Raw genomic sequence first — 21,117 nt, forward strand, 5'->3', positions numbered from 1 at the left:
CATGCCAATATCCTCTAGATCGCGGTTATTTTCCCTGATTTGCCTGAACTCTGCGTCTGGATAGAAGTCTTGATTCTCGGGACGCATTAATAAGTCCGGATCTGCACATTCGGCCGTGTTGAGAACTTACCGAACCTGGTAAATCGCTCCGTTGGAGACATCTTCTTCGAGTGCTTCGAGGGTGCGTCCACGTGTCTCTGGAACCTGGGTAGCCACGAACCACAGCGCCAGTGCGCCAACACCTGCAAAGATAAAGAAGGAGCCAGTGATCCCAACACCGGATACCAACGATGGGAAAAAGAGCGTCAACACACCATTGGTGCCCCACCCAAAGAACACCGAGATACCGATGCCTAAACCACGCATGTGCAGCGGGAAGATTTCAGCTAGCCAAACCCACACGGCAACGCTCAGAAAAGTTTGCATTGAGGCCACAAAAGCTACGACCAGAATCAAAATGACAATTGGGCGTAGCGCGTTTCCCACGGGCAGCACCATGCTGGCGAAGGCTACTAACAAGTGGCACGTGGTGGTCAAGGACAGACCAATAATGAAGGTCTTGCGGCGATCAAGACGGTCCATATTGCGCAGGGCAATCACGCCACCAATCACAGCAACGACGCCAAAAGCGATATTGGCCAAGACCGCCTGTTGCGCGGTCATGCCCGCTTCTTCCAGCACTCGTGTTCCGTAGTACATGATCGAGTTAATGCCGGTGAGCTGCTGCATCGTTGCAACGCCGATACCAACACAAACAATGCGCATCAGCCATTTGTTGGTCAACACCGCCTTGATACCTACGGGCTTATTTTTCAGATGTTCCCTTTCGGCTACGATCTGAATTTCTTGCACCTCGGCGAGCGCTCGATCAGGTGAACGGACAGTATTAAGCACACCGAGTGCCTTGTCGTAGTGCCCCTTCTCGACTAGCCATCGAGGAGATTCTGGCATGCGCAACATTCCGAAGAACAGAACCAGGGCTGGCAACGCACAGATAGAGAACATGATGCGCCAGACACCGTCCATACTTCCGCCAAGCCAGGTGCCCAAAATAGCGTTCATCACGAAGGCAGCAAGCTGACCAGCAACGATAGCTAGCTCGTTACGACCGGTAATGGAACCACGAATCTCGTAGGGAGCCAGTTCTGCCAGGTAAACAGGCACCACGGTGGATGCGCCACCCACGGCCAGGCCAAGCATGATGCGTCCGGCGACCAGAACGCTGAACCCCGCTAGAGAGAAGGTTCCTGATTCTGGGCCCGCCGGAGAGAAGACCACAAAAAGAGTTCCAATGAAGAACAAGATGGCCAGTGCGACGATGGTTTTGCGCCGGCCCCACGAATCAGCGATCTGACCCGAGATGAGCGCTCCGAGTGCGGCGGCGAAGACCAAAGAGCTAATCACAACGCCAACTTGCAAGAGGTTTAGGCCAAGCTCCGCGGCCATGGGACCTTCAGCACCGTTGGCAACACCCGTGTCATAGCCAAAGAGCAGTCCACCAAAGCAAGCAACAATCGAGATGAGTCCCAAACGCTTGGAATGCGGGCCCTTAGTCAGCCGCGGCAGACTCGATTCGGCAGCAAGATTCTGCGCACTGGACATAAAACTCCTTCGGACGGCCCGGAGAAAAGCGTGGTCGGCCTGTGTCGTTCACTGGATCCTCTGCGATCCAGTCGTTTTCTCTCGGTGCAACAAGGGCGGGAAGGATTGACCTTTTCGTCTGAATACCCTGTTATGCAACATTCAGCATGACCCTGATCTTCACCGACGATTGGTTTTCCCAGTCTCGCCCAACCCTAATAGTTTCATCGAACGCAGGCCCGTCCAAACTCACTGCCCTGCCTTGATCACGCGGAGATCGAGATGACTAGATTTCACTTCGGCGAAACCGGAACAAAGATCTAACTGCTGCGCTCCTCGGGTGCAAACTCGTCCTTCAGATACCCGATCGCATGAATTATCTGTCACCGCGTGTATTCACTCAGTTCCAGCAAAAGATTGCTCATCAGTGTCTATCTTTCCGGTGGCATCTGGGCATAAGATTCATAATAATCTTTGTACTGACAACTGTACATATGATCCTCAAGTAATCGCTGCCAAAGTCAAGGAGGACCCATGGCAAAACTGTCCATGAACGTCACCACAAGTTTTTATGGAAACGTGGCCACCGATATCGCCACAGCTAAGTCAGCAGGATTCGGCGGTATCGAACTACAGAGCCCAAAGCTCTACCGCTACCTCGATGCTGGCTACTCGGTACACACGCTCCCAGACATGCTTACCGGCCTTGAAGTTACCGGAATTGGTGCAGTCCTGGACCTCGAACGTCAGGGCAAGGCACGGGAAGAAATGCTTCTGGAAGTTAGGCGCATGGCCGAAATCGCAACCGTGGTCGAAGCACCAATCCTTCAAATGTGTACCGGACCAGTGGACTGGAACGTGGTTAAGGATTTCAAGTCCGGAAGTCTTGCGGCCTCCGATGGGCGCTACCGCGGAACCCTTGGATTATCAGAATCGCAAGCACTTAGTATCGCAGCCGACAACGTCTCGGCGGCAGCACTAATCGCCGCCGAGCACGGACTAGAGATCTACCTAGAACCATTGGCATGGTCCAACATCAACCGATGCCGCCAAGCCCTAGAAATTATTGAACGGTCCGGTCAGGATAACGTCGGTATCGCCCTAGATACGTGGCACTTCTGGAGCGTTGGTGACACCTTGCAAGAGGTCGCCGCCCTCCCCAAGGAAATCATCAAAGCCGTCCATATCTCCGACGGGTTAGACCTAGATCGTGAACGCGATGTCCCCACCCAAGATGTGCACCGCAATGTGGTGATCGGCGGCGGCGCCATCCCATTGCAACAGTGGGTGGATGCGGTGAAGTCCACCGGCTACGACGGCTGGTGGGTCTCGGAAATGTTCTCGGATCGCGCCAATGAACACGACTTCCACAAGGTCGCCAGCACCATGCGCAACCTGCTCGACATCATGATTTCCTAAGCACGAATACCTCAGTAAGGAACCTGCAATGCAACGATTTGCCCTTATCGGCGCTGGCTTTATCGGTTCGGTCCACGCGCAAAATCTGGCTTCAAACCCAAATGTTGACTTCAGATGGGTCTACGACCTTGATACCCAACGTGCTGCAATGTTGGCCAATCAGCATGGGGCCGGGGTCGCCCAGAGTCTTGATCAGATTTTTAGCGATAGCGAGCTTGATGCAGTATTCATTGCGTCGTCAACGGATTCTCATGCGCAGAATCTTAAGCTTGCCGCCGATGCCGGTTTGGCGGCGCTAGTAGAAAAGCCCATCGATCTGGACTTGGAGACTGCCAAATCCACGGTTGCTTACGTTGAACGTTCCGGCATTAAAGCCATGGTGAATTTCAATCGACGCTTTGACCGAGCCCACGCAGAACTCAAAGACTGTGTGCGCACGGGAAAGATTGGCGATATCTCGCTTCTTCAGCTGACCTCCCGTGGACCGGCATTGCCACCGGTGGACTACCTGAGAACCTCCGGTGGTCAGTTCCGTGATCAAGCGGTGCATTTTTACGATTTGGCTCGGTGGATCACCGGACAGGACCCCGTCCAGATGCACGCTTTTGGCTCCGCGCTAACGGCCCCTGAAATTGCCGAATTCGGTGATGTTGATACTTCCATTAGTTCATTGCTCTTCGGTGACGGGGCACTGGCGCAAATCGATTGTGTGCGACATACCAACTACGGTTACGACGAACGAATCGAAGCACTAGGTTCAGAGGGAATGGTCGAATCTGAACGGCATCCTTCCGGCAATGTCACGCTGTTTCACGGCGAGAAAAGGCAAAGCCATGGCTTGCACAACAACTGGTTCGATAGGGTTCAGCCAACCTATGCAGCGAGCTTGGGTGCCTTCGTTCAGGCACTAGAAGAAGACCTAGAAGTTCCGATCACGTTGCGTGAGGGGCTCAAATCTCAAGCCATCGCTCAGGCTGCAGTACGTTCTGTGGCCAGTGGGCGTAGCGAAGTGATTGACTACTCGCTCTAATCTCGACAACAGGTAAGGCCTGGGCTTCACGAGAGTGAAGCCCAGGCCTTACCTGTTGATTCTCTTAAGCTGTTGTCTGAGATGTGGCGCCCGCCTCTGCCTCAGATAGCTCTTCATCGTGCCCACCCAGCTGTTCAAGCTCATGAGCCAGCTCGGCTAGTTCGGCACCACCGGCCATCTGAGCGGTCAGCTCTCCGACGGTGATTTCCGACTTGGAGTAGTAACCAATAGAGCGACCACGCTTGAGCAGCAAGAACGAGTCGCCCACCGGATAAGCGTGGTGCGGGTTGTGCGTAATGAAGATGACGCCCAATCCACGATCGCGGGCCTGCAGGATGTAACGCAGCACCACGCCGGACTGCTTAACTCCAAGGGCTGCGGTTGGCTCATCAAGGATCAAGACCTTGGCACCGAAGTACACTGCACGGGCGATGGCTACACACTGTCGTTCACCACCGGAGAGCTGGCCGATAGGCTGCTCCACATCTCGCAGATCGATCCCCATGTCGGAGAGTTCTTGCTTGGTGATGTCCTTCATCTTCTGCACATCAAGCTTCTTGAAAGGGCCGACACCGGTGGTCAGTTCCGATCCGAGGAAGAAGTTACGCCAGATCGGCATGAGTGGAACCACGGCCAAATCTTGGTACACGGCGGCGATACCGGCATCCAACGCAACGCGTGGACTCTTGAGCTTGATGGCCGAACCGTGCAGCATAAATTCACCTTCGTCGTGTTGGTGAAGCCCGGCGATGATCTTGATCAACGTGGACTTGCCGGCTCCGTTGTCGCCGAGCACGCAGGTGACCTTGCCTGGATCCACCACCATGTCCACATCACGCAGGGCGATGATGCTGCCATAGTGCTTACCAACGCCTTTGAAGGTCAGCAGGTTGTCACTTGTTTTGGGTTCGAGCTTTTCGAGGAGCTCTTCGGTCTTTTTGTTCTTTCGAGTCTTCATCATTTTGTCCTTGGCTTCCTACTTGCTGGATTCCGCGCGTTTTTTCACCACGATGTTTACAACCGTGGCCAGTAGCAGCATTAGACCCAGGAAGAACTTGAACCAGTCTGGGTTCCATTCGGCGTAGACAATGCCCTTGTTGGCCATGCCAAAGATGAAGGCACCAATGGCGCCGCCGATGGCAGAACCGTAACCACCGGTCAGCAGGCAGCCGCCGATTACTGCGGCAATGATGTAAAGGAATTCGTTACCAATGCCTTCACCGGACTGCACCGAGTCAAAGGCAAACAGATTGTGCATGCCCAGCACCCAACCGCAGAATCCGACGGCCATGAACAGGCCAATCTTGGTGCGAACTACCGGAACACCGACAGCACGGGCCGCTTTTTCGTCGCCACCAATGGCGAAGATCCAGTTTCCAACTTTGGTGCGCAGCAAGATCCAGGAAGCGATAAGAACCATGGCCAACCAGATGAATACGGTGACCTTGACCTCGATGCCCCCGATATTCACGGATGAAGCAAACACCGCTTTAGCGCTTTGGAAGCCTTCCATATTCGCAATGGAAGGTGAGGAAACGGATCCTCCGATGGCGCGGGTAAGCCCGAGGTTCAGTCCTGTGAGCATCAAGAAACTCGCCAGCGTCACAATGAACGAAGGCAACTTTGTCTTGATCAAGATAATTCCGTTGATGAATCCGATGAGCATTGAAACCAGCAGCGCAACCACGATGCCAACCCAGACGTTGAGCCCGAAATACCAGGAGACCAACGAGGCACTCAGTGCCGATGAAATCACGGCGACACCGGTAGACAGGTCAAATTCGCCACCGATCATCAGCAGTGACACACCAACGGCCATAATGCCGATGGTTGATGCACCGTAAAGGACCGTAGCTAGGGATGCCGGCGATAGGAACACCGGCGCGACGATAGCGAAGAAGATAAACAGTGCGACGGCTCCCACGAGGGCACCGATTTCTGGTCGGCCCAGAAGAATCGACAGGGTGCTCTTCTTGCCGACTCGCTCATCTGTCGTGGCAGATTTTTTCTTATGCGAAGGTGAAGCTGTTATTGATGACATGAGTTTTTCCTCCGTGTCCTAGCTACGCGTCGCGCTGCTAAAAGTTGCAGCGCGACGCGTAACGGCGGGACGTGGCTAGCGGACGCCTTCTTCGGCGAAACTGGTGATGTTTTCTGCCACGGCCTTATCGATGATGGCCGGACCGGTCAAAGTTGCTTTGCCACCTCCGATGGTGAAACCGCCACGCTTGTTTTGCCAGAGGGAGTCAACTGCCATGTAGCCCTGCAACCATGGCTGCTGGTCTACCGTGAACAGCACGTTGCCCTTGGTGATTTCACCTACCAACTGCGAATTCATGTCGAAGGAAGCTACCGCGACCTCAGAATTTGCCGTCGCCTTGGCCTTGAGCAGAGTCATCGTGATTGGGGCGCCCAATCCGATGATTGCATCAGCTTGCTTGTCAGCCTGCAGCTTGGCTGTGGTTGTGGACTCAACCTGAGTCATATCGGTGCCCTGTACGTAGAGCACTTCGGTGCCTGGAACGACTTTTTTCACACCGGCACAACGTGCTTCAAGACCAACGTGCCCTTGGTCCTGAATGACACAAATTGGCTTTTTGATGCCCTCCGCTTTGAGCTTTTCTCCGGCAGCTTCGCCGGCAAGCTTCTCATCCGAACCGAAGTGGGCAAATGCTCCCAACTCCTTAAATCGGTCTTCACCAGCGTTGAGGCTGACGATGGAGATTCCTGCATCGGAGGCCCTCTTCAGCGCACCGGCCATGGCATCTGGTTTGGCTAGGGTGACGGCGATGCCGTCCACGCCCTGATCGATTGCCTGCTCAATCAGCTGGGATTGACGTCCACCGTCAGGATCACCCAGGTACTGCAATTCAACATTGTCTTTGGCGGCAGCCTCTTCGGCGCCCTTGCGGATGATGTCCCAGAAGGTATCTCCTGGAGGTGCGTGGGTGATCACTGCGATTTTGATGCGATCGGTTGCTGCGACGGTCCCAGCGGCTGAATTGCTTTCAGGCTCTGGAGCTCGTCCACCCGAGGAAGAGCAGGCTGCAAGTCCAAGAACCGGAACGATAACTAGCGACACTGCGAGTTTGCGCCACATAGGCTTTCCCATATTCATTTTTCCCCTTCAGGAATCCACCGGCGCACCCCATACATCCCCGTGGGCGAGCCGTTTGTTCAAGAATTTCGTGATCCGAGTCACAAGATGTCTAAAGTCTGCGCGACGGAATCGAATCCGTCAAGACTTTGTAAAGACATAAGGATGTGATTACGAGATTGGGCACCATCAGACACCCTGACTTGACACCGGAAAGAACGCGATTTAGGTGCTGCTACTGGGAGGAAGATCGCACGATAAGTCGCGGAGAAATCATCAACTGACGTGAGAATTTTCCGTGTGGATTGCGCATTAACTGAAGCAAGAGCCGGGCACTGCTGCGACCCATATCTTGAAAATCCGAGTCGACGCTAGTCAGTGAAATTCTTTTCAATGATGACAAAGAAATATTGTCATAGCCGGTCACCGCAGTATCTACGCCGGCCTCATCCAGGGCCTGAATCACACCAAAGGCACACAAATCATTGAAGCAAGCCAGCGCATCAGGCCGCGCACCAGAAGCCAATATCTGCCGCACGGATTCGTATCCGGCTTGAAGGCTCGGGCCAGCTTCAACTACTTGCACATGCTGACTCAGCGAATGCCGTTGCATGGCCCGATGATAGGCAGACTCGCGCAGTGCAGCCACTGGACCAGCGCCACCGGAAATATGGGTAATTTGCACATGACCACGACCCACCAAGTGATCTATCACCAAGCCAAATCCCTGCGCATCATCAACGGAGACCACCGCGGTATTCGCTTGCGACTCGCGCCCACTACCAACAAATACCGCAGGTGTTTCACCCAGTACAGATTCGAAGCTCACCGCATCGTCAGCGGAACCCACAACGAGGATTCCACTGACTCTCAAATCGCGTAGCGCTTGGAGTTCCGCCGGTCCAATGCCTTGCCCATCATGAATGGCGGCGGCACTGAACAACACGTCAAACCCTGCGGCCTGCAACTGCTCACGCACCACCTCAGCAACTTCCAGTACCCACGGATTATGCAGTTCGCCCAAGACCACGCCAATGGCATGACGGTTTTCGGAGACTAGAGAGCGGGCAGCCAAATTGGGTTGATAGCCGAGCTCACGAATTGAATCTTCAACTCTTGAGCGCCGTAGCGAACTGACCTTGCTCGGATCCGAGAGCACCAAGGATACGAGGGACTTAGAAACCCCCGCATGCTTGGCGACATCACGGATGGTTGGGCGAGAACTTGGCGTCTGCGACATGGCAGTTAGTCGTGCTCCTTCCAGTCCTGCGCTGATTAGCTCATTTGTTGCCACTGGCCGGTGGACGCGGAAATTTCAGCAGCGTCAACGAGGGCAGCCGCGGCTACGGCATCAGCAATGGTGGAGTTCGTTTTCTCCCCTCCACACACTGCGACAAGGAACTTCTTGGCTTCGATAATTTTCAGGTCATCAAAGCCCATGGCATTGCCCGGACCAGGCTGGAACCGTGAATACTCTCCATGCTTTGGCGAACCAATCACCGTGGTGAATCCCTGCTCTTCATTGCTTCGCCCAAGGACCACTTCAAGTTCATTCATGCGCTCAAAGTCCCACTTAACCGAGCCTTCAGTGCCATAGATTTCCAAACGATAACCGCACTGTGGGCCAACAGCCACACGGGAAGCTTCAATGGTTCCAATGGCGCGCTGCGCGAGGCCTGCTGGGTTGAACCGAACAAGTGCTGCAGCATAATCTTCGTTTTCCACCTCACCCATCTCACCGCCTTCAATCAGATCAAAGTGCGTGCCTTGACCCATCGACAGTTTTGGCCTGGAGGGAATCATGACATTGGTTGAGGCTGAAATGCTCTGGATGGAACCTACAACATGGCTGCACAGGTCAGCCGCATGACTAAATAGGTCAGCAAGTACGCCGCTACCGGCAAGCTCTCGGTTGAAGCGCCAAGATAATGCCGCCCGCGGATCAGCCGCATAGCCAGCAAGGAAGCTGGCGCGAACGTTGGTGATTTCACCCAGCCGACCATCACGCACCAATTCTCGGGCCCGTTCGATAGCAGGGGCATGACGGTAATTGAACCCAACGGAGGTTTCAACGCCGTTGCGGGCTACCGCTTCTTGAATGGACTGCGTCTCAGCCAGGCTCCTGCCCGCTGGTTTTTCGATCCAGAAATGCTTGCCCGCCTCAGCCGCGGCAATGGCCATCTGCGCGTGCAGGAAGTTGGGTGCACAGATGGATACAACGTCTACCTCGGGATCGGCCAGTACCTCGTGGTAATCCAAAGTTCCACGTTCAAAGCCAAGGGTGTCCACCGCGTAGTCCACCCGCGATTGTTCGGTATCCGCAGCAACAATCAGCCGTGGTTTGATACCCAATTCCGGATATACATAGGGAACTGAACTGTACGCGCGAGCATGCAGCTTCCCCATCCATCCCACCGAGATCAGCCCAACTCCAATGGTGCGCTGTTTGTTCATGAACTTCTCCTCTTATCCTGGCGACGTGCGCCGAAATGTTCGTGGTGCCTCGACGGGCATCCTTTTTTGGACCGTTCCAAAAACCATATGCTCCCTTTCGATTCACAGGCAACGATTTTTGGAAGATTTCTTGTCAGGACAATTGGACAAGCAAACGATTCTGTCCAAATTCCCTAGTCATAGACCACTTTTAATCTCAGGATCTACAGTTGATCAGGAAGCAGGCATGGCGCGGAAAGAGGCCCCAAGCTTTAGATCACGCGGATTTTCACTCAAGGGATGCCCAAAGGCTCAACTTTCCTATATAGTTTGTCCTGTCAAGGCGACATATAACCACAAGGTCGCCGACAAGGAGCAATTGTGAGCACACCACTGAGCATCAAGATCGATCGATCTTCACCAATCCCCCTCTACCACCAGGTAGCGCAGGGCATCGAAGGTGCCATCCGCGATGGTTCTCTCGCCTCGGGCACTCGACTAGAAAACGAAATTGAGCTGGCCCAGCGACTGCGATTATCTCGCCCCACCATTCGCAAGGCCATGGATGACCTCGTCCAGTCCGGACTCTTGGTCCGCAAGCGCGGTGTGGGAACACAGGTTGTCTCCAGTCAGATCCGTAGGCACCTTGAACTTTCGAGCTTGAATGATGACCTTGAGCGCGCCGGGAAAAAGCCTTCCACTACTCTGCTCAGCTTTGAACATATTCCGGCTCCAGAGCAGATCCAGGAATTGCTCTCCTTGCCCAAGGATGTTTCGGTCTATCACTTCACCCGTCTGCGTTCGGCCGGCGGCAGCCCGCTGGCCTTGATGGAAAACTGGGTACGCGACGACATTGTTGAGCTTGACGAAAAGTCACTGCGCGCCCATGGGCTATACGAACTCTTGCGTGATGCGGGTGTTAATTTCCGACTCGCACAACAGCGCATTGGTGCAACTATTGCCGATGATATCCAAGCGAAAGCCTTGGATGCGGAGGCCGGATCAGCCCTAGTCACCATGCAGCGCACGGCTGTTGATGACACTGGTCGCAACGTTGAGACGGGGTCTCACGTCTACCGCGCTGACGCATACAGCTTTGAAATGACCTTGGTGCAACGCTAAGCACCTGACACCGCCGTCGAAAGGACTAAGAATGACCGACTGGATCTACCCTGCAGGTTCCGCCACCGATGGAGAATGGAGCATCTCACTTGGTGCCCACGACTCCGCCACGCGCGTTGACGGCTGGGCCCATACTGGGCTCAAGGTGACCGAGCTGGCTGTCGGACAAACGATCCGGTTGGAGGCCGCGGGCGAAGAACGCATCGTGGTTCCACTCTCCGGTGAGTCATTCACCGTCAGCATTGACGGCGAGGATCATGTTCTCACCGGTCGCGCCTCGGTATTCGCGGGCCCCGCAGACGTGCTCTACACAGGCATCAATACGGCGTTGAGCATCAGCGCTCCACAGGGTGGCCGCGTCGCCATCACCCTGGCCCCGGCCAAAGAGTCGTACCCAACGCGTTTGATCAAGGCTGAGCAGACTCCGGTGGAACTGCGCGGAGCTGGCAATTGCTCCCGTCAGGTTCACAACTTCGGAACTCCAGCTGCCCTGGAAGCTGACCGATTTATTGTTTGTGAAGTTATCACCCCGGCCGGCAACTGGTCTTCCTACCCTCCACATAAGCACGATGAGGAAAAAGAAGGCGAGACTAGCCTCGAGGAGATCTACTACTTCGAAACTCAGCTAGCCCGAGATATGCCAGCCCCACAGGAAACCGACCCCGTGGGATATGCCCGCGTCTACGCCTCGGACGAGCGTCCCATCGACGTTAATGCAGAGGTTCGCACCGGCGATGTTGTCTTGGTTCCCTATGGCTGGCACGGTCCAGCGATGGCGGCCCCTGGTTACGACCTCTACTATCTGAACGTTATGGCTGGGCCCGGACGAGTCCGAGACTGGCTCATCAGCGATGACCCACACCACGGCTGGATCCGCCAGACCTGGGACTCCCAGAGCATGGATCCACGCTTACCGTTTGGCCCCTCAGCGTAGTCCACAAAGTCAGACAGCGAAGCGGCGGTTACCGGTTGTCCCGGTAGCCGCCGCTTCGTTCTGTCTATTAGCTGGTGTGCTGCACCAGTGGTTCAAAGGCTTGAGCGAAAGCCGCAAGAGCGCCTTCGGAATCCGCACTGGCATAGGCTTCCATGCCGATTGGGCCGGAATACCGTAGCTCGGCTAGTGCCTTGGCTACGGCTTGATAATTGATCTCCCCGGTGCCAGGCTCGCAGCGTCCTGGAACGTCCGCGACCTGAATCTCGCCAATATAAGGGCTGGCCGCACGCACCAGTTCGATGAGGTTCCCCTCGCCAATTTGCGCATGATAAAGATCAAGCATCATCTTGACGTTGGGGTGATCAACGGCCTTGACCAGTGCCAACGTGTCTTTAGCTCGCCCTAGTGGGATGCCGGGGTGGTCAAGAATCGTATTGAGATTCTCCAGCATAAACGTCACGTTATGCTCCGCACCCAGACGTCCCAATTCTTCTAGGGTTTTCACTGCGGTCAACCACATGTCACCAGTAGCGCGGAACCGCGGGGTTGCTGCTTGGCCGTCAACGAGCTGGGCCGAGTGCACCACCAGACGATTAATGCCTAGTTCTTTGGCTGCCGGGATCAATTCTTTGGCGGTGCGTACTACTTCGTGCGCACTGCTTGCATCGCACAAGCTACCTTCGCTGTAGCCTGTCATGGAGCCGAAGCGAGCGCCGGTGGCCGCTAAGGCTGAAAGGTCTTTATCTCGGATATCCCAGAGTTCAATTTCAAAGCCGGCTTCATCAAGTTTTTTGACTCGCTCCAGCAGCGGTAGGTCCAGGAAGACCATTTCCGCGCAGACTGCTAGCTGCGCACTCATGCGTTCACCGCGAGTCGAGTTGCTGACTCAAGCTTGACCGGAAGCCCGGTTTCGGAAGACTCTAAGGCGGCCAGTGCTACACGCAGGGCCGCACGAGCATCGGTGCCCGTTGGCACAGCCAGAGCCGCATCGGCACTGCCTTCGCGCAAGCCACGAATCTTGCGGGTGAAGATCGAAAGCTGATCACGGTAGGCCTGAGCGAAGAGTTCAATGTTCAGTCGCTCGGTCGGAGCGTGGGCACCTTGAGCGTCGAAGCTTGAAGCTGCTACCTGTACTGGATTGCCTGCCTGAACCATGCCCTTGGAACCGAATACTTCTCCGCGGACGTCGTAGCCGTAGCTGGCTGAGAAGTTCGCTTCAGCCACAGCGATCGCGCCGTTGGAGTAGCGCATGGTGACCACCGCGGTGTCCAACAATCCGGTGTCACGGTGCTCTGGTGCAACCAAGGCGTCGGCCATGACGTGAACTTCTACAACTTCGGCACCCGGGTTCAGCCAGTTCAAGGTGTCAAAATCGTGGATCAGCGTCTCGGTGAAGATCACGTGGGAGCGGATCTTTGCGGCATTGGGCAATCCACCGGCCACTTCTGGGTCACGGGTCAGCGAACGCAAGAGCTGCGGGGTGCCGATAGCACCGGAATTAACCTGTTCTGCGGCGGCGGCAAAGTCCTGCGAGAAGCGTCGGTTGAAGCCGATCTGCAGCAAGACACCAGCGTCATCGACAGCCTGCAGTGCGCTATCAAGGTCAGCCAAGGCGTGGGCAGCTGGCTTCTCGCAGAAAATGTGTTTGCCAGCTGCTGCGGCCTGCGCGATCAGGGACGCGTGGAAGCTTGAAGGCGCACCGATGACCACGGCGTCCACGGTTTCGTCAGCAAAAACATCGGCGATGTCTTCGGTGTAGTTGGTGCAGCCGAGTTCCGCGGCCAGTTGTGCAGCGCGCCCTGGTGCAGGATCAGCGACAACATGCAGCTGTGCGTCGGGCAGGTATTGTGCCACGGTGCGGGCGTGGAATGCGCCGATCCAGCCGGTACCGATGACGGCAATACGCAATGGCTGGGCAACGGTTTCTGGCAATGATTGGTAAGCCATGAAGATTCTCCTAGAACGTTCTAGATATGGTGTTCAGAAAAATCATGGCACACTAGATAGCAGGTGTCTATAACGTTCTAGAAGAAAGTTTGACCAATGTCCTCAAACTCCGCATCGCGGCCGCCCAAACGCCCAACACTTACGGATGTCGCCCGCGCTTCCGGAGTATCGGTCGCCTTGGCCTCGATCGTGATGCGGGGCGCCGAAGGGGCCAGCGAAGAATCAAGGGCCAAGGTCAAACAGGTAGCAGCAAACCTCGGCTATCGCCCCGACTCACGCGCGAGATCGCTACGCAGTACCCGTAGCAGGACGTTGGGTTTGGCGCTTGCACTCGGCGAGCCTCTGCACGCAGAGCTGGCAGACGCACTGTACGCCCAAGCAGACGCTCATGGCTTCGAAATCATCTTGGGCGCCACCGGTAAACACCGTGACGAGCGCCGGGTACTGAACACCCTGATCGACGCGGGCGTTGAGGCGGTAATTGGCGTCTTCCCAGAACTCCCCGCCGCTCAACTCACCCAGGTCTCCAAGCAGCTTCCGGTGATCAGTCTGCTGCGTAAGGTCAAGGGCCTGCCCTCGATCATCACCGACGAAGCTGCAGGCATTAAGCAGCTAGTTGAGCACCTGGTAGCACGGGGTCATACTCGCTTGCTGCATCTCGATGGCGGTTCCGCTGTCGCAGCCCGGCAGCGTCGTGATGCTTTTGTTGCCGCCGCGGCAAGCGCCAAGGTTCAAGCCCAAGTCTTAGTGGCCGGAGCAGATGAAACTACCGCTTTCCAGGCCCTGCATGACTACCTAGAGCAAACACCAAGAACACAGTGCGCGTCAGCGGTTTTGGCTTTTAATGACCGTGCAGCCTTAGGGGCCCGGCAGGCGATCGATCTGGCAGCTCTACAGGTTCCTGCACAGATCAGCTTGACCGGTTACGACGACAGTGAATTCTCCCGACTGGCGCACGCAGATCTGACCAGTGTCCGGCAGGATGTCACAGCGTTGGCGGAAGCAGCAATCCACGCAGCTTTGAATGCTTCAGGCAAATCCAGCATTCACGCTCCGCAACTCGTGGTACGCGGCAGTACAGGCGAACGGCGGCCATGACAAAACCAAGCTCGCCACTTACTAGTGACGAGCTTGGTTTTGGTTATCTCGCAAAAATCAGTTTGGGATTATCCGTCTGCCTGCGCTTTGACCAGATAAATAGCGCCTGTGGAGACATCCTCCTCCAGGTCTTCCAGCGAGCGTCCCCGGGTTTCGGGAACCTGAGTGGCTACGAAGATCAACGCTACGACGCCAATGCCAGCAAAGAGGAAGAATGAGCCGGTGATCCCGACTCCTGAAATCAAGGTAGGGAAGTAGAGGGCCAGGAAGCCGTTGGTAATCCAGACAAAGAACACCGAGATTCCAATACCCAGACCACGCATGTGTAGTGGGAAGACTTCAGCTAGCCAGACCCATACTGCAACGTTTAAGAAAGTCTGCATCGAGAGCACAAATGCCACTACAAGGATCATGATCACGATTGGCCTTGCGGGGTTTCCAACAGGAAGTAGCATTCCGGCAAACGCGACCAGCAGGTGACAGATGGTGGTGAGCGACAAACCGATTACAAAAGTCTTTCGGCGGTCGATCAGATCCATATTGCGTAGCGCAATCACGCCACCAATAACGGCTACCGCACCAAATGCGATGTTCGCCAACACAGCCTGCTCTGCAGACATGCCCGACTCTTCAAGCACGCGGGTGCCGTAGTACATGATCGAGTTGATACCAGTGAGCTGCTGGGCTATACCGACGCCGATGCCGATCAGCAGAATGCGTCGCAGCCATTTGTTTTCCATGATGGCTTTCCAGCCAACCTGCTTATTTTCCTTCTTTTCCCGCTCGGCGATAACTTCCACCTCGTGGACCTCGGCCAATGCACGTTCAGGTGAACGGACCGTTTTGAGAATGCGCAAGGCTTCAGCATAACGACGCTTTTCAACCAACCAACGAGGTGATTCCGGCATGCGCAACATTCCGAAGAATAGTGCAACCGCTGGCACCGCGCACACCGCAAACATGATGCGCCAGATGCCATCCACATGCCCCAGGGTCACAGCGAGGATCGCGTTAACCACAAAGGCCGATAGCTGTCCGATGACGATAGCCAGCTCATTGCGGCCGGTGATCGAGCCACGGATTTCGTACGGGGCAAGTTCTGCTAGGTAAACCGGGACCACCGTTGAGGCACCGCCAACTGCCAGACCGAGCAAGATGCGGCCAGAAACCAACACCGCAAAGCCCAGTGGTGAGAACGTGCCATAGTCGGCGGACGCCGGCGATAAAACAACCAAAAGCGTTCCGCAGAGGAACATCCCTGCAAGCGCCATGATGACGCGGCGGCGTCCCACGGCATCGGCGATGCGGCCGCAGGCCAGCGCACCAACAGCGGCCGCGAAGACCAACGAGCTAATGACAATACCGACTTGGAAAAGGCCAAGCCCTAGCTCTGCTGCCATTGGGCCCTCGGCACCGTTGGCTACGCCGGTGTCGTAACCGAAAAGCAGTCCGCCGAAGCAGGCAACAATGGAAATCAAGCCGAGTCGTTTTGAATGTGGCCCCTTAGTCAGGGGCGGTAGACTCGGCGCGGTGGATGCAGCTTGCGCACTGGACATGAAAACTCCTTTGGTTTGCTCAAGCGAAGGATTAGCCGACCCAATCTCGGCCGTCGGATCATCGATGATCCAATCCCCTTCGCTCGCTCTGACAAGGTGCTGCTTCGCATCATCTTGGTCCCTGCCATATAAACTGAAAGTGATGGGCTTCACAGCCCATATGTAAGGACAATACGTCATCAGTGTTGGACGGGCAAGCTTTTACGCCTATTTGTCCTAACAAATACTCGCTCGTAACTTTTCAATCCTTTCCTGCGTCGCTCATGCACTGAACAAACACAGGTCAACATTGAGTTGTGAGAGAGTCATTCACTCTTCGACTCCGTTTCAGACGTCAGTTAAATGACATGAACCGAACCTGTTATTAGGTTCGGTTCATGTCATGAGAGCACTTCTCTATACGAAAGATATCACTTTATGAACGTGCCGACTGGGCGGCAGCGACTCGGGCGCGCATCTGCTCCAACTGGTACTTGGAGACTTCAATGGCGTTCTCGTTCTCAGCAAAAACGCTAGAGACCATGACACTGTCCTCGCGGTCCGTAAACCCGGTGTCCACCAGGCCAGAGAAGAACTCATCCCAATTCACATCACCATCACCAATTTTCAGGTGCTGGTGCACACGTACAGCATTGCCCGGAGGATTGGTGATGTAGCGCAGACCGTGCGAAGCATGGTGGTTCATCGTGTCAGCCACGTGAACCACACGAAGCCGGTCCCCCACTGTCTTCATAATCTCCAACGGCTCATCCTTCATATGGAAGGAATGCGAAGCCACATAAACAAAGGACAGGTTCGGCGAATTGACCCCACGGATCACACGCCACGCAGCCAAGCCTTCTTCCACAAAGTCATCCGGATGCGGGTCAATGGCTACGTTGATGCCTTCGCGCTCAAGGATCGGTACGATCTCCTCCATGGAACGATAGAACGCAGCCTCGGATTCTTCGGCTCGTTCAGGTCGCCCAGTGAACTCAGTGTTCATCTGGTTCACACCCAGATCAACGGCAATCTGGATGGCACGCTTCCAATACCGCACCGCAGTTTGGCGCAAGTTTTCATCCGGCGAGGACCAGCGCAGCACCGGCAATACTGACGCAATCCCAACACCCGTGTTTTTGCATTCCGCCGCTAACTTCGCCACCAAGTCATCATCCGCTTTTGGATGAGTGAAGAATGGAATGATATCCGCGTGCGGGGTCAACTGAATGTAGTCATAACCTAGGTCCGCGGCCAGCTTCGGGAATTCCAGCACCGAGTGCGTGGAATGAAATGGAGTTGGGTCCAATGCATATTTCATGATGCCCCTAGTTGTAGAGATCCGGCTTGGAGTTCAGCTTAACTTCTACCTTCTGGCCCGAGCCTTGGGCTTCAACGCCTGCTTCGCAGCAGGCCGCAGTAGCGTAGCCATCCCATGCACTAGGACCGCCAAGCTCACCAACCAACGCCGCATCAACCCACGACTGAATCTCAGTGTCGTAGGCGGCACCAAAACGTTCTTCAAAGCCAGGGGTAATCTTTCCGCCCCACTGACCTGCGGTTCGGACATAAGGGCCAGCGTCATTGCCGATGGAGACAATACCGTCTTCAAAGGACGCTTGTGTTGCTACCTCGTAGCCGAACTTTGCGTTGACGTAGATCTCCACGTCAGCCAATACCCCTGACGAGGTTTCGATCAACACATGCTGAGGATCATGCTGACCATTCGGGGCATTGCGGGTGGCCTTGCCCAAACGCACCTGTACCGAGGTGATCTCTTCACCGGTGAAGTAACGAATAGCATCAAACTCGTGAACCACCGAGTCATGGATCAGCATCTCGTTGGTGAAACCTGCGGGGGTGGAAGGGTTACGGTGCTGGTGGTGCAATACCAGTAATTCGCCTAGGTTCTCCTGCTCAACAACCTTACGCAGTTGCTGGTATTCCGCGTCAAAGCGTCGCATGAAGCCCACCTGAATACGCTTTCGACCAAGCTTCGCTTCGGCTTCAACAATCTCCCAGGAGGAAGCAGCATCAGGGGTTAACGGTTTCTCGCACAAGACCGGAATATCGGCCTCAAGCACAGTCAACAATGCATCGTGGTGCAGGAAGCCCGGGGTGGCCAGCAGTACCGCATTCACGTCGCCATCAGCGAGCGCAGCAGCCAAGTCGGTGTAGCCCTTGGCTCCCGGGATGCCTTCGATGGCAGCATTAACACGATCAGTGTCGATATCAACAACAGCGGCCACTTCAGCCCCTGAAATACGGTGGTGGATCCGCTGAATGTGGTCAGCGCCCATGCGTCCGGCTCCAACGACGGCAACGCGCAGGATTTCTGGCACGATATGTCCTTTCAAAAGTTCTTTTTTAGGTGAAGATTGCTTAGACGTGACTACGGGAGCCGCAGCTCAGCAGGTAATCGCGGGTGCGCGTGGCAATAGGCAAAGGCACCGAGAAGTCAGCCACCGGGTACATGTCCTGTTCAACAATGCCGAAGATCGGACGGCCCAGCTTCTCAACTTCCTTCAAGACCTCGTTGAGATCAGGTAGTCCGGAAGGTGGCTCGCACATAACCCCGGCCAAGTTGGCAGCAGCCCAGGTCATGTCCTGCTCACGGACCGTAGCCAGAATGTCTGGGTTGATCTGCTTTAAGTGCAGGTAACCAATGCGCTCCGGGAAACGACGGATCAGATCCACGCTGGAAGCTCCACCGTATTCGGCGTGACCGGTATCCAAGCACAGGTTGGTGAACTGCGGGTCGGTCAGTTCAAGGAACTTCTCGATATCCGGCTGACCACAAACGTGTGAGTCGGCGTGAGAGTGGAACTGCTGCTTCAGGCCGTACTCTTCAAACAGAATCTTGCCCAACCGGTCATGCCCCTTAGCCAGAGCATCCCACGCGGCGACGTCCAGAGTTCCAGACTCTAGTGCCTGCCCGGTGACGTCATCACGCCACATCGCCGGAATCACCACCATATGTTCACCGCCCACAGCGGCAGTCAGCTCTGCTACTTTACGGGCTGGCTCCCACGCTTCTTCCCAAGCCTTCGCGCTGCCGTCGATCCCGCGGTGGAAAGCGGTGAAAACGGTACCGGCGCAGACGTTGAGGTCGCGAGCGGCCAACTCGTCAGCGAGCTGAGAGGGGTCGGTGGGCAGGTACCCGTACGGGCCCAGTTCAATAGTTTTGTAACCAGACTCGGCCACCTCATCAAGGAAGCGCTGCCAAGGGGTCTGCTTTGGATCATCGGCAAACCAGACTCCCCAGGAGTCCGGTGCAGTTCCGATGGTGATGTTTTGTGCCATGGGATAAACCAGAATCTTTCAATACTCAGTGCCGATGCCGACCGATTACTGGCCGGCATCGGCACGAAGGACAATTATTTTTGTGTGCGCAAACCTAGTTGGAAGGGAAGCTGTACGAGGCGGTGGACTGCTGTGTTGGTTCTGGCCAACGCTGCGTCACGGCCTTGCCTCGGGTGTAGAAACGCACACCATCTGGGCCGAAGATGTGGTGCTCACCGAACAGCGAATCCTTCCAGCCACCGAAGGAGTGCCAAGCCACAGGGACTGGCAATGGAATGTTCACGCCCACCATGCCCACCTGGATGCGGCGGGTGTAGGTGCGGGCGTGAGCTCCGGAGGAAGTGAAGATCGCGGTGCCGTTACCGTAAGGGTTGGCGTTGACTACTTCAATGGCTTCTTCCAAGCTATCTACACGCAGGACCACCAGTACCGGGCCGAAGATTTCTTCGGTGTAGGCGCTCATTTCGCGGTTGACCTTGTCGATGATGGTTGGGCCAACAAAGAAGCCGTTTTCGTGGTCCTTGACCACCAGGTCGCGTCCGTCGATGACCAGTGCTGCACCGGCCTGTTCTGCCTCGCCGACGATCTTCTGCAGGCGTGACTTGGACGCTGGAGTGATGACCGGGCCCATATCCGCCTTCTCATCAAGACCGTGGGAGACGTTAACTCCGCGGCCACGCTCAGCCAGCTTATCGACCAAAGCATCTGCTCCCTCACCCACGGCGACAGCCACGGAGATGGCCATGCAACGCTGACCGGCGGAGCCGAATGCAGCGGCGTTGATGTGATCTGCTGCCAAATCCATGTCGGCATCTGGCATGACTACGGCGTGGTTCTTCGCGCCACCCAAAGCCTGTACTCGCTTGCCGTACTTGGTAGCGGTCTCGTGTACATACTTGGCGATCGGAGTGGACCCAACAAAGGAGATTCCATCGATCTCTGGGTGGGCTAGCAAACCATCTACGGTTTCTTTGCCACCGTGCAGTACCTGGAAGACACCGTCGGGCAGGCCTGCCTGCTTGAACAGATCGGCAATCAGCATGGAAGCCGATGGGTCACGCTCGGATGGCTTCAGGATGAATGCGTTACCGGCGGCGATGGCTACCGGAGCCATCCACAATGGCACCATGACCGGGAAGTTGAATGGGGTAATACCGGCAACAACACCCAGTGGCTGGCGGAAGGAGAAGACGTCAATTCCGCCGGCTACCTGATCCGAGTAGTCGCCCTTCAGGGACTGGGAGATACCGCAGGCAAACTCCACTACTTCCAATCCGCGGCCGATCTCACCGGCGGCGTCGGAAAGAACCTTGCCGTGTTCGCTGGTGATGATGCGTGCCAGCTCATCGGTGTGCTCGCTGAGCAGCTGCTGGAAGCGGAACATGATCTTGGTGCGCTTGGCGATCGAAACTTCGCCCCAGCTATCTGCCGCGGTGCGAGCTGCCGCAACAACCTGCTCCAGGTCTTCGCTGCTGGCCAGGTGTAGCTGGCCGGTGATTTCACCGGTGGCTGGGTTGTAAACCGGCTGGGTCTGGGTGCCGGTTCCTGCCGATGGGGCACCGTTGATGTAGTGCAAGATTTCTGCGACGTCAGTGGCGATAGTAGTCATTGCTTAGAT

At 55.7% G+C, this 21,117-nt stretch carries 18 protein-coding genes; 5 read left to right on the top strand and 13 right to left on the bottom strand.

From position 1 onward, the window contains the following. Positions 1-126 precede the first annotated feature (126 nt). Positions 127-1,602: a sugar porter family MFS transporter gene (locus EYR88_RS10250; protein ID WP_131089545.1), complete on the bottom strand. Its 1,476-nt coding sequence runs from the start codon at positions 1,600-1,602 to the stop codon at positions 127-129. 513 nt (positions 1,603-2,115) lie between these two features. On the opposite strand from EYR88_RS10250, the gene EYR88_RS10255 reads away from it, so the two are divergent. Next, complete coding sequence (locus EYR88_RS10255) at positions 2,116-3,000, top strand: sugar phosphate isomerase/epimerase family protein (protein ID WP_131089546.1); 885 nt, start codon at positions 2,116-2,118, stop codon at positions 2,998-3,000. A gap of 28 nt (positions 3,001-3,028) precedes the next feature. Next, the gene (locus EYR88_RS10260) at positions 3,029-4,030 is read left to right on the top strand and encodes a Gfo/Idh/MocA family oxidoreductase (protein ID WP_131089547.1); all 1,002 of its coding nucleotides are present in this window, start codon (positions 3,029-3,031) and stop codon (positions 4,028-4,030) included. 64 nt (positions 4,031-4,094) lie between these two features. Here the strand turns inward: EYR88_RS10260 and EYR88_RS10265 are convergent, their stop codons facing one another. The 5 genes from EYR88_RS10265 to EYR88_RS10285 all read right to left on the bottom strand — a co-directional run bounded on the left by EYR88_RS10265 (position 4,095) and on the right by EYR88_RS10285 (position 9,581). Further along, positions 4,095-4,988: an ATP-binding cassette domain-containing protein gene (locus EYR88_RS10265; protein ID WP_131089548.1), complete on the bottom strand. Its 894-nt coding sequence runs from the start codon at positions 4,986-4,988 to the stop codon at positions 4,095-4,097. An 18-nt stretch (positions 4,989-5,006) separates the two neighbouring features. After that, positions 5,007-6,071: an ABC transporter permease gene (locus EYR88_RS10270; RefSeq protein ID WP_131089549.1), complete on the bottom strand. Its 1,065-nt coding sequence runs from the start codon at positions 6,069-6,071 to the stop codon at positions 5,007-5,009. Between the two features lie 75 nt (positions 6,072-6,146). Next, positions 6,147-7,142 (bottom strand): sugar ABC transporter substrate-binding protein, encoded by a 996-nt coding sequence (locus EYR88_RS10275; protein WP_131089550.1) that lies wholly within the window; start codon positions 7,140-7,142, stop codon positions 6,147-6,149. A 220-nt stretch (positions 7,143-7,362) separates the two neighbouring features. Further along, a complete protein-coding gene (locus EYR88_RS10280) occupies positions 7,363-8,367 on the bottom strand; it encodes a LacI family DNA-binding transcriptional regulator (protein WP_131089551.1) in 1,005 nt (334 codons plus the stop codon). A gap of 35 nt (positions 8,368-8,402) precedes the next feature. After that, positions 8,403-9,581 (bottom strand): Gfo/Idh/MocA family oxidoreductase, encoded by a 1,179-nt coding sequence (locus EYR88_RS10285; protein ID WP_131089552.1) that lies wholly within the window; start codon positions 9,579-9,581, stop codon positions 8,403-8,405. A gap of 360 nt (positions 9,582-9,941) precedes the next feature. On the opposite strand from EYR88_RS10285, the gene EYR88_RS10290 reads away from it, so the two are divergent. Both EYR88_RS10290 and iolB read left to right on the top strand, forming a co-directional pair. Further along, a complete protein-coding gene (locus EYR88_RS10290; protein ID WP_131089553.1) occupies positions 9,942-10,682 on the top strand; it encodes a GntR family transcriptional regulator in 741 nt (246 codons plus the stop codon). A 31-nt stretch (positions 10,683-10,713) separates the two neighbouring features. Beyond that, on the top strand, positions 10,714-11,616 hold the full coding sequence (iolB, locus tag EYR88_RS10295; RefSeq protein ID WP_131089554.1) for a 5-deoxy-glucuronate isomerase: 903 nt from the start codon (positions 10,714-10,716) through the stop codon (positions 11,614-11,616). A gap of 67 nt (positions 11,617-11,683) precedes the next feature. On the opposite strand, the gene EYR88_RS10300 is transcribed toward iolB, so the two are convergent. Both EYR88_RS10300 and EYR88_RS10305 read right to left on the bottom strand, forming a co-directional pair. Then, a complete protein-coding gene (locus tag EYR88_RS10300) occupies positions 11,684-12,475 on the bottom strand; it encodes a TIM barrel protein (RefSeq protein ID WP_131089555.1) in 792 nt (263 codons plus the stop codon). Beyond that, positions 12,472-13,563 (bottom strand): Gfo/Idh/MocA family oxidoreductase, encoded by a 1,092-nt coding sequence (locus tag EYR88_RS10305; protein WP_131089556.1) that lies wholly within the window; start codon positions 13,561-13,563, stop codon positions 12,472-12,474. The genes EYR88_RS10300 and EYR88_RS10305 overlap by 4 nt, the downstream gene beginning before the upstream one ends. Before the next feature lie 96 nt (positions 13,564-13,659). Here EYR88_RS10305 and EYR88_RS10310 point away from each other — a divergent pair, with 96 nt between their 5' ends. After that, a complete protein-coding gene (locus EYR88_RS10310; protein WP_131089557.1) occupies positions 13,660-14,661 on the top strand; it encodes a LacI family DNA-binding transcriptional regulator in 1,002 nt (333 codons plus the stop codon). Between the two features lie 68 nt (positions 14,662-14,729). Here the strand turns inward: EYR88_RS10310 and EYR88_RS10315 are convergent, their stop codons facing one another. The 5 genes from EYR88_RS10315 to EYR88_RS10335 form a co-directional block, all read right to left on the bottom strand. Further along, positions 14,730-16,397, bottom strand: a complete 1,668-nt coding sequence (locus tag EYR88_RS10315; RefSeq protein WP_131089558.1) for a sugar porter family MFS transporter — start codon at positions 16,395-16,397, stop codon at positions 14,730-14,732. Between the two features lie 235 nt (positions 16,398-16,632). Beyond that, a complete protein-coding gene (locus tag EYR88_RS10320) occupies positions 16,633-17,517 on the bottom strand; it encodes a sugar phosphate isomerase/epimerase family protein (protein ID WP_131089559.1) in 885 nt (294 codons plus the stop codon). A 7-nt stretch (positions 17,518-17,524) separates the two neighbouring features. Next, positions 17,525-18,538 (bottom strand): Gfo/Idh/MocA family oxidoreductase, encoded by a 1,014-nt coding sequence (locus EYR88_RS10325; protein ID WP_131089560.1) that lies wholly within the window; start codon positions 18,536-18,538, stop codon positions 17,525-17,527. 40 nt (positions 18,539-18,578) lie between these two features. After that, entirely contained in the window at positions 18,579-19,499 is a 921-nt protein-coding gene (locus EYR88_RS10330) for a sugar phosphate isomerase/epimerase (protein WP_131089561.1), read from the bottom strand. A 94-nt stretch (positions 19,500-19,593) separates the two neighbouring features. Further along, positions 19,594-21,108 (bottom strand): CoA-acylating methylmalonate-semialdehyde dehydrogenase, encoded by a 1,515-nt coding sequence (locus EYR88_RS10335; protein WP_131089562.1) that lies wholly within the window; start codon positions 21,106-21,108, stop codon positions 19,594-19,596. Positions 21,109-21,117 lie beyond the last annotated feature (9 nt).

Origin of the sequence: Arthrobacter sp. S41 (assembly GCF_004320535.1) — a bacterium.
Lineage (GTDB): Bacteria > Actinomycetota > Actinomycetes > Actinomycetales > Micrococcaceae > Glutamicibacter.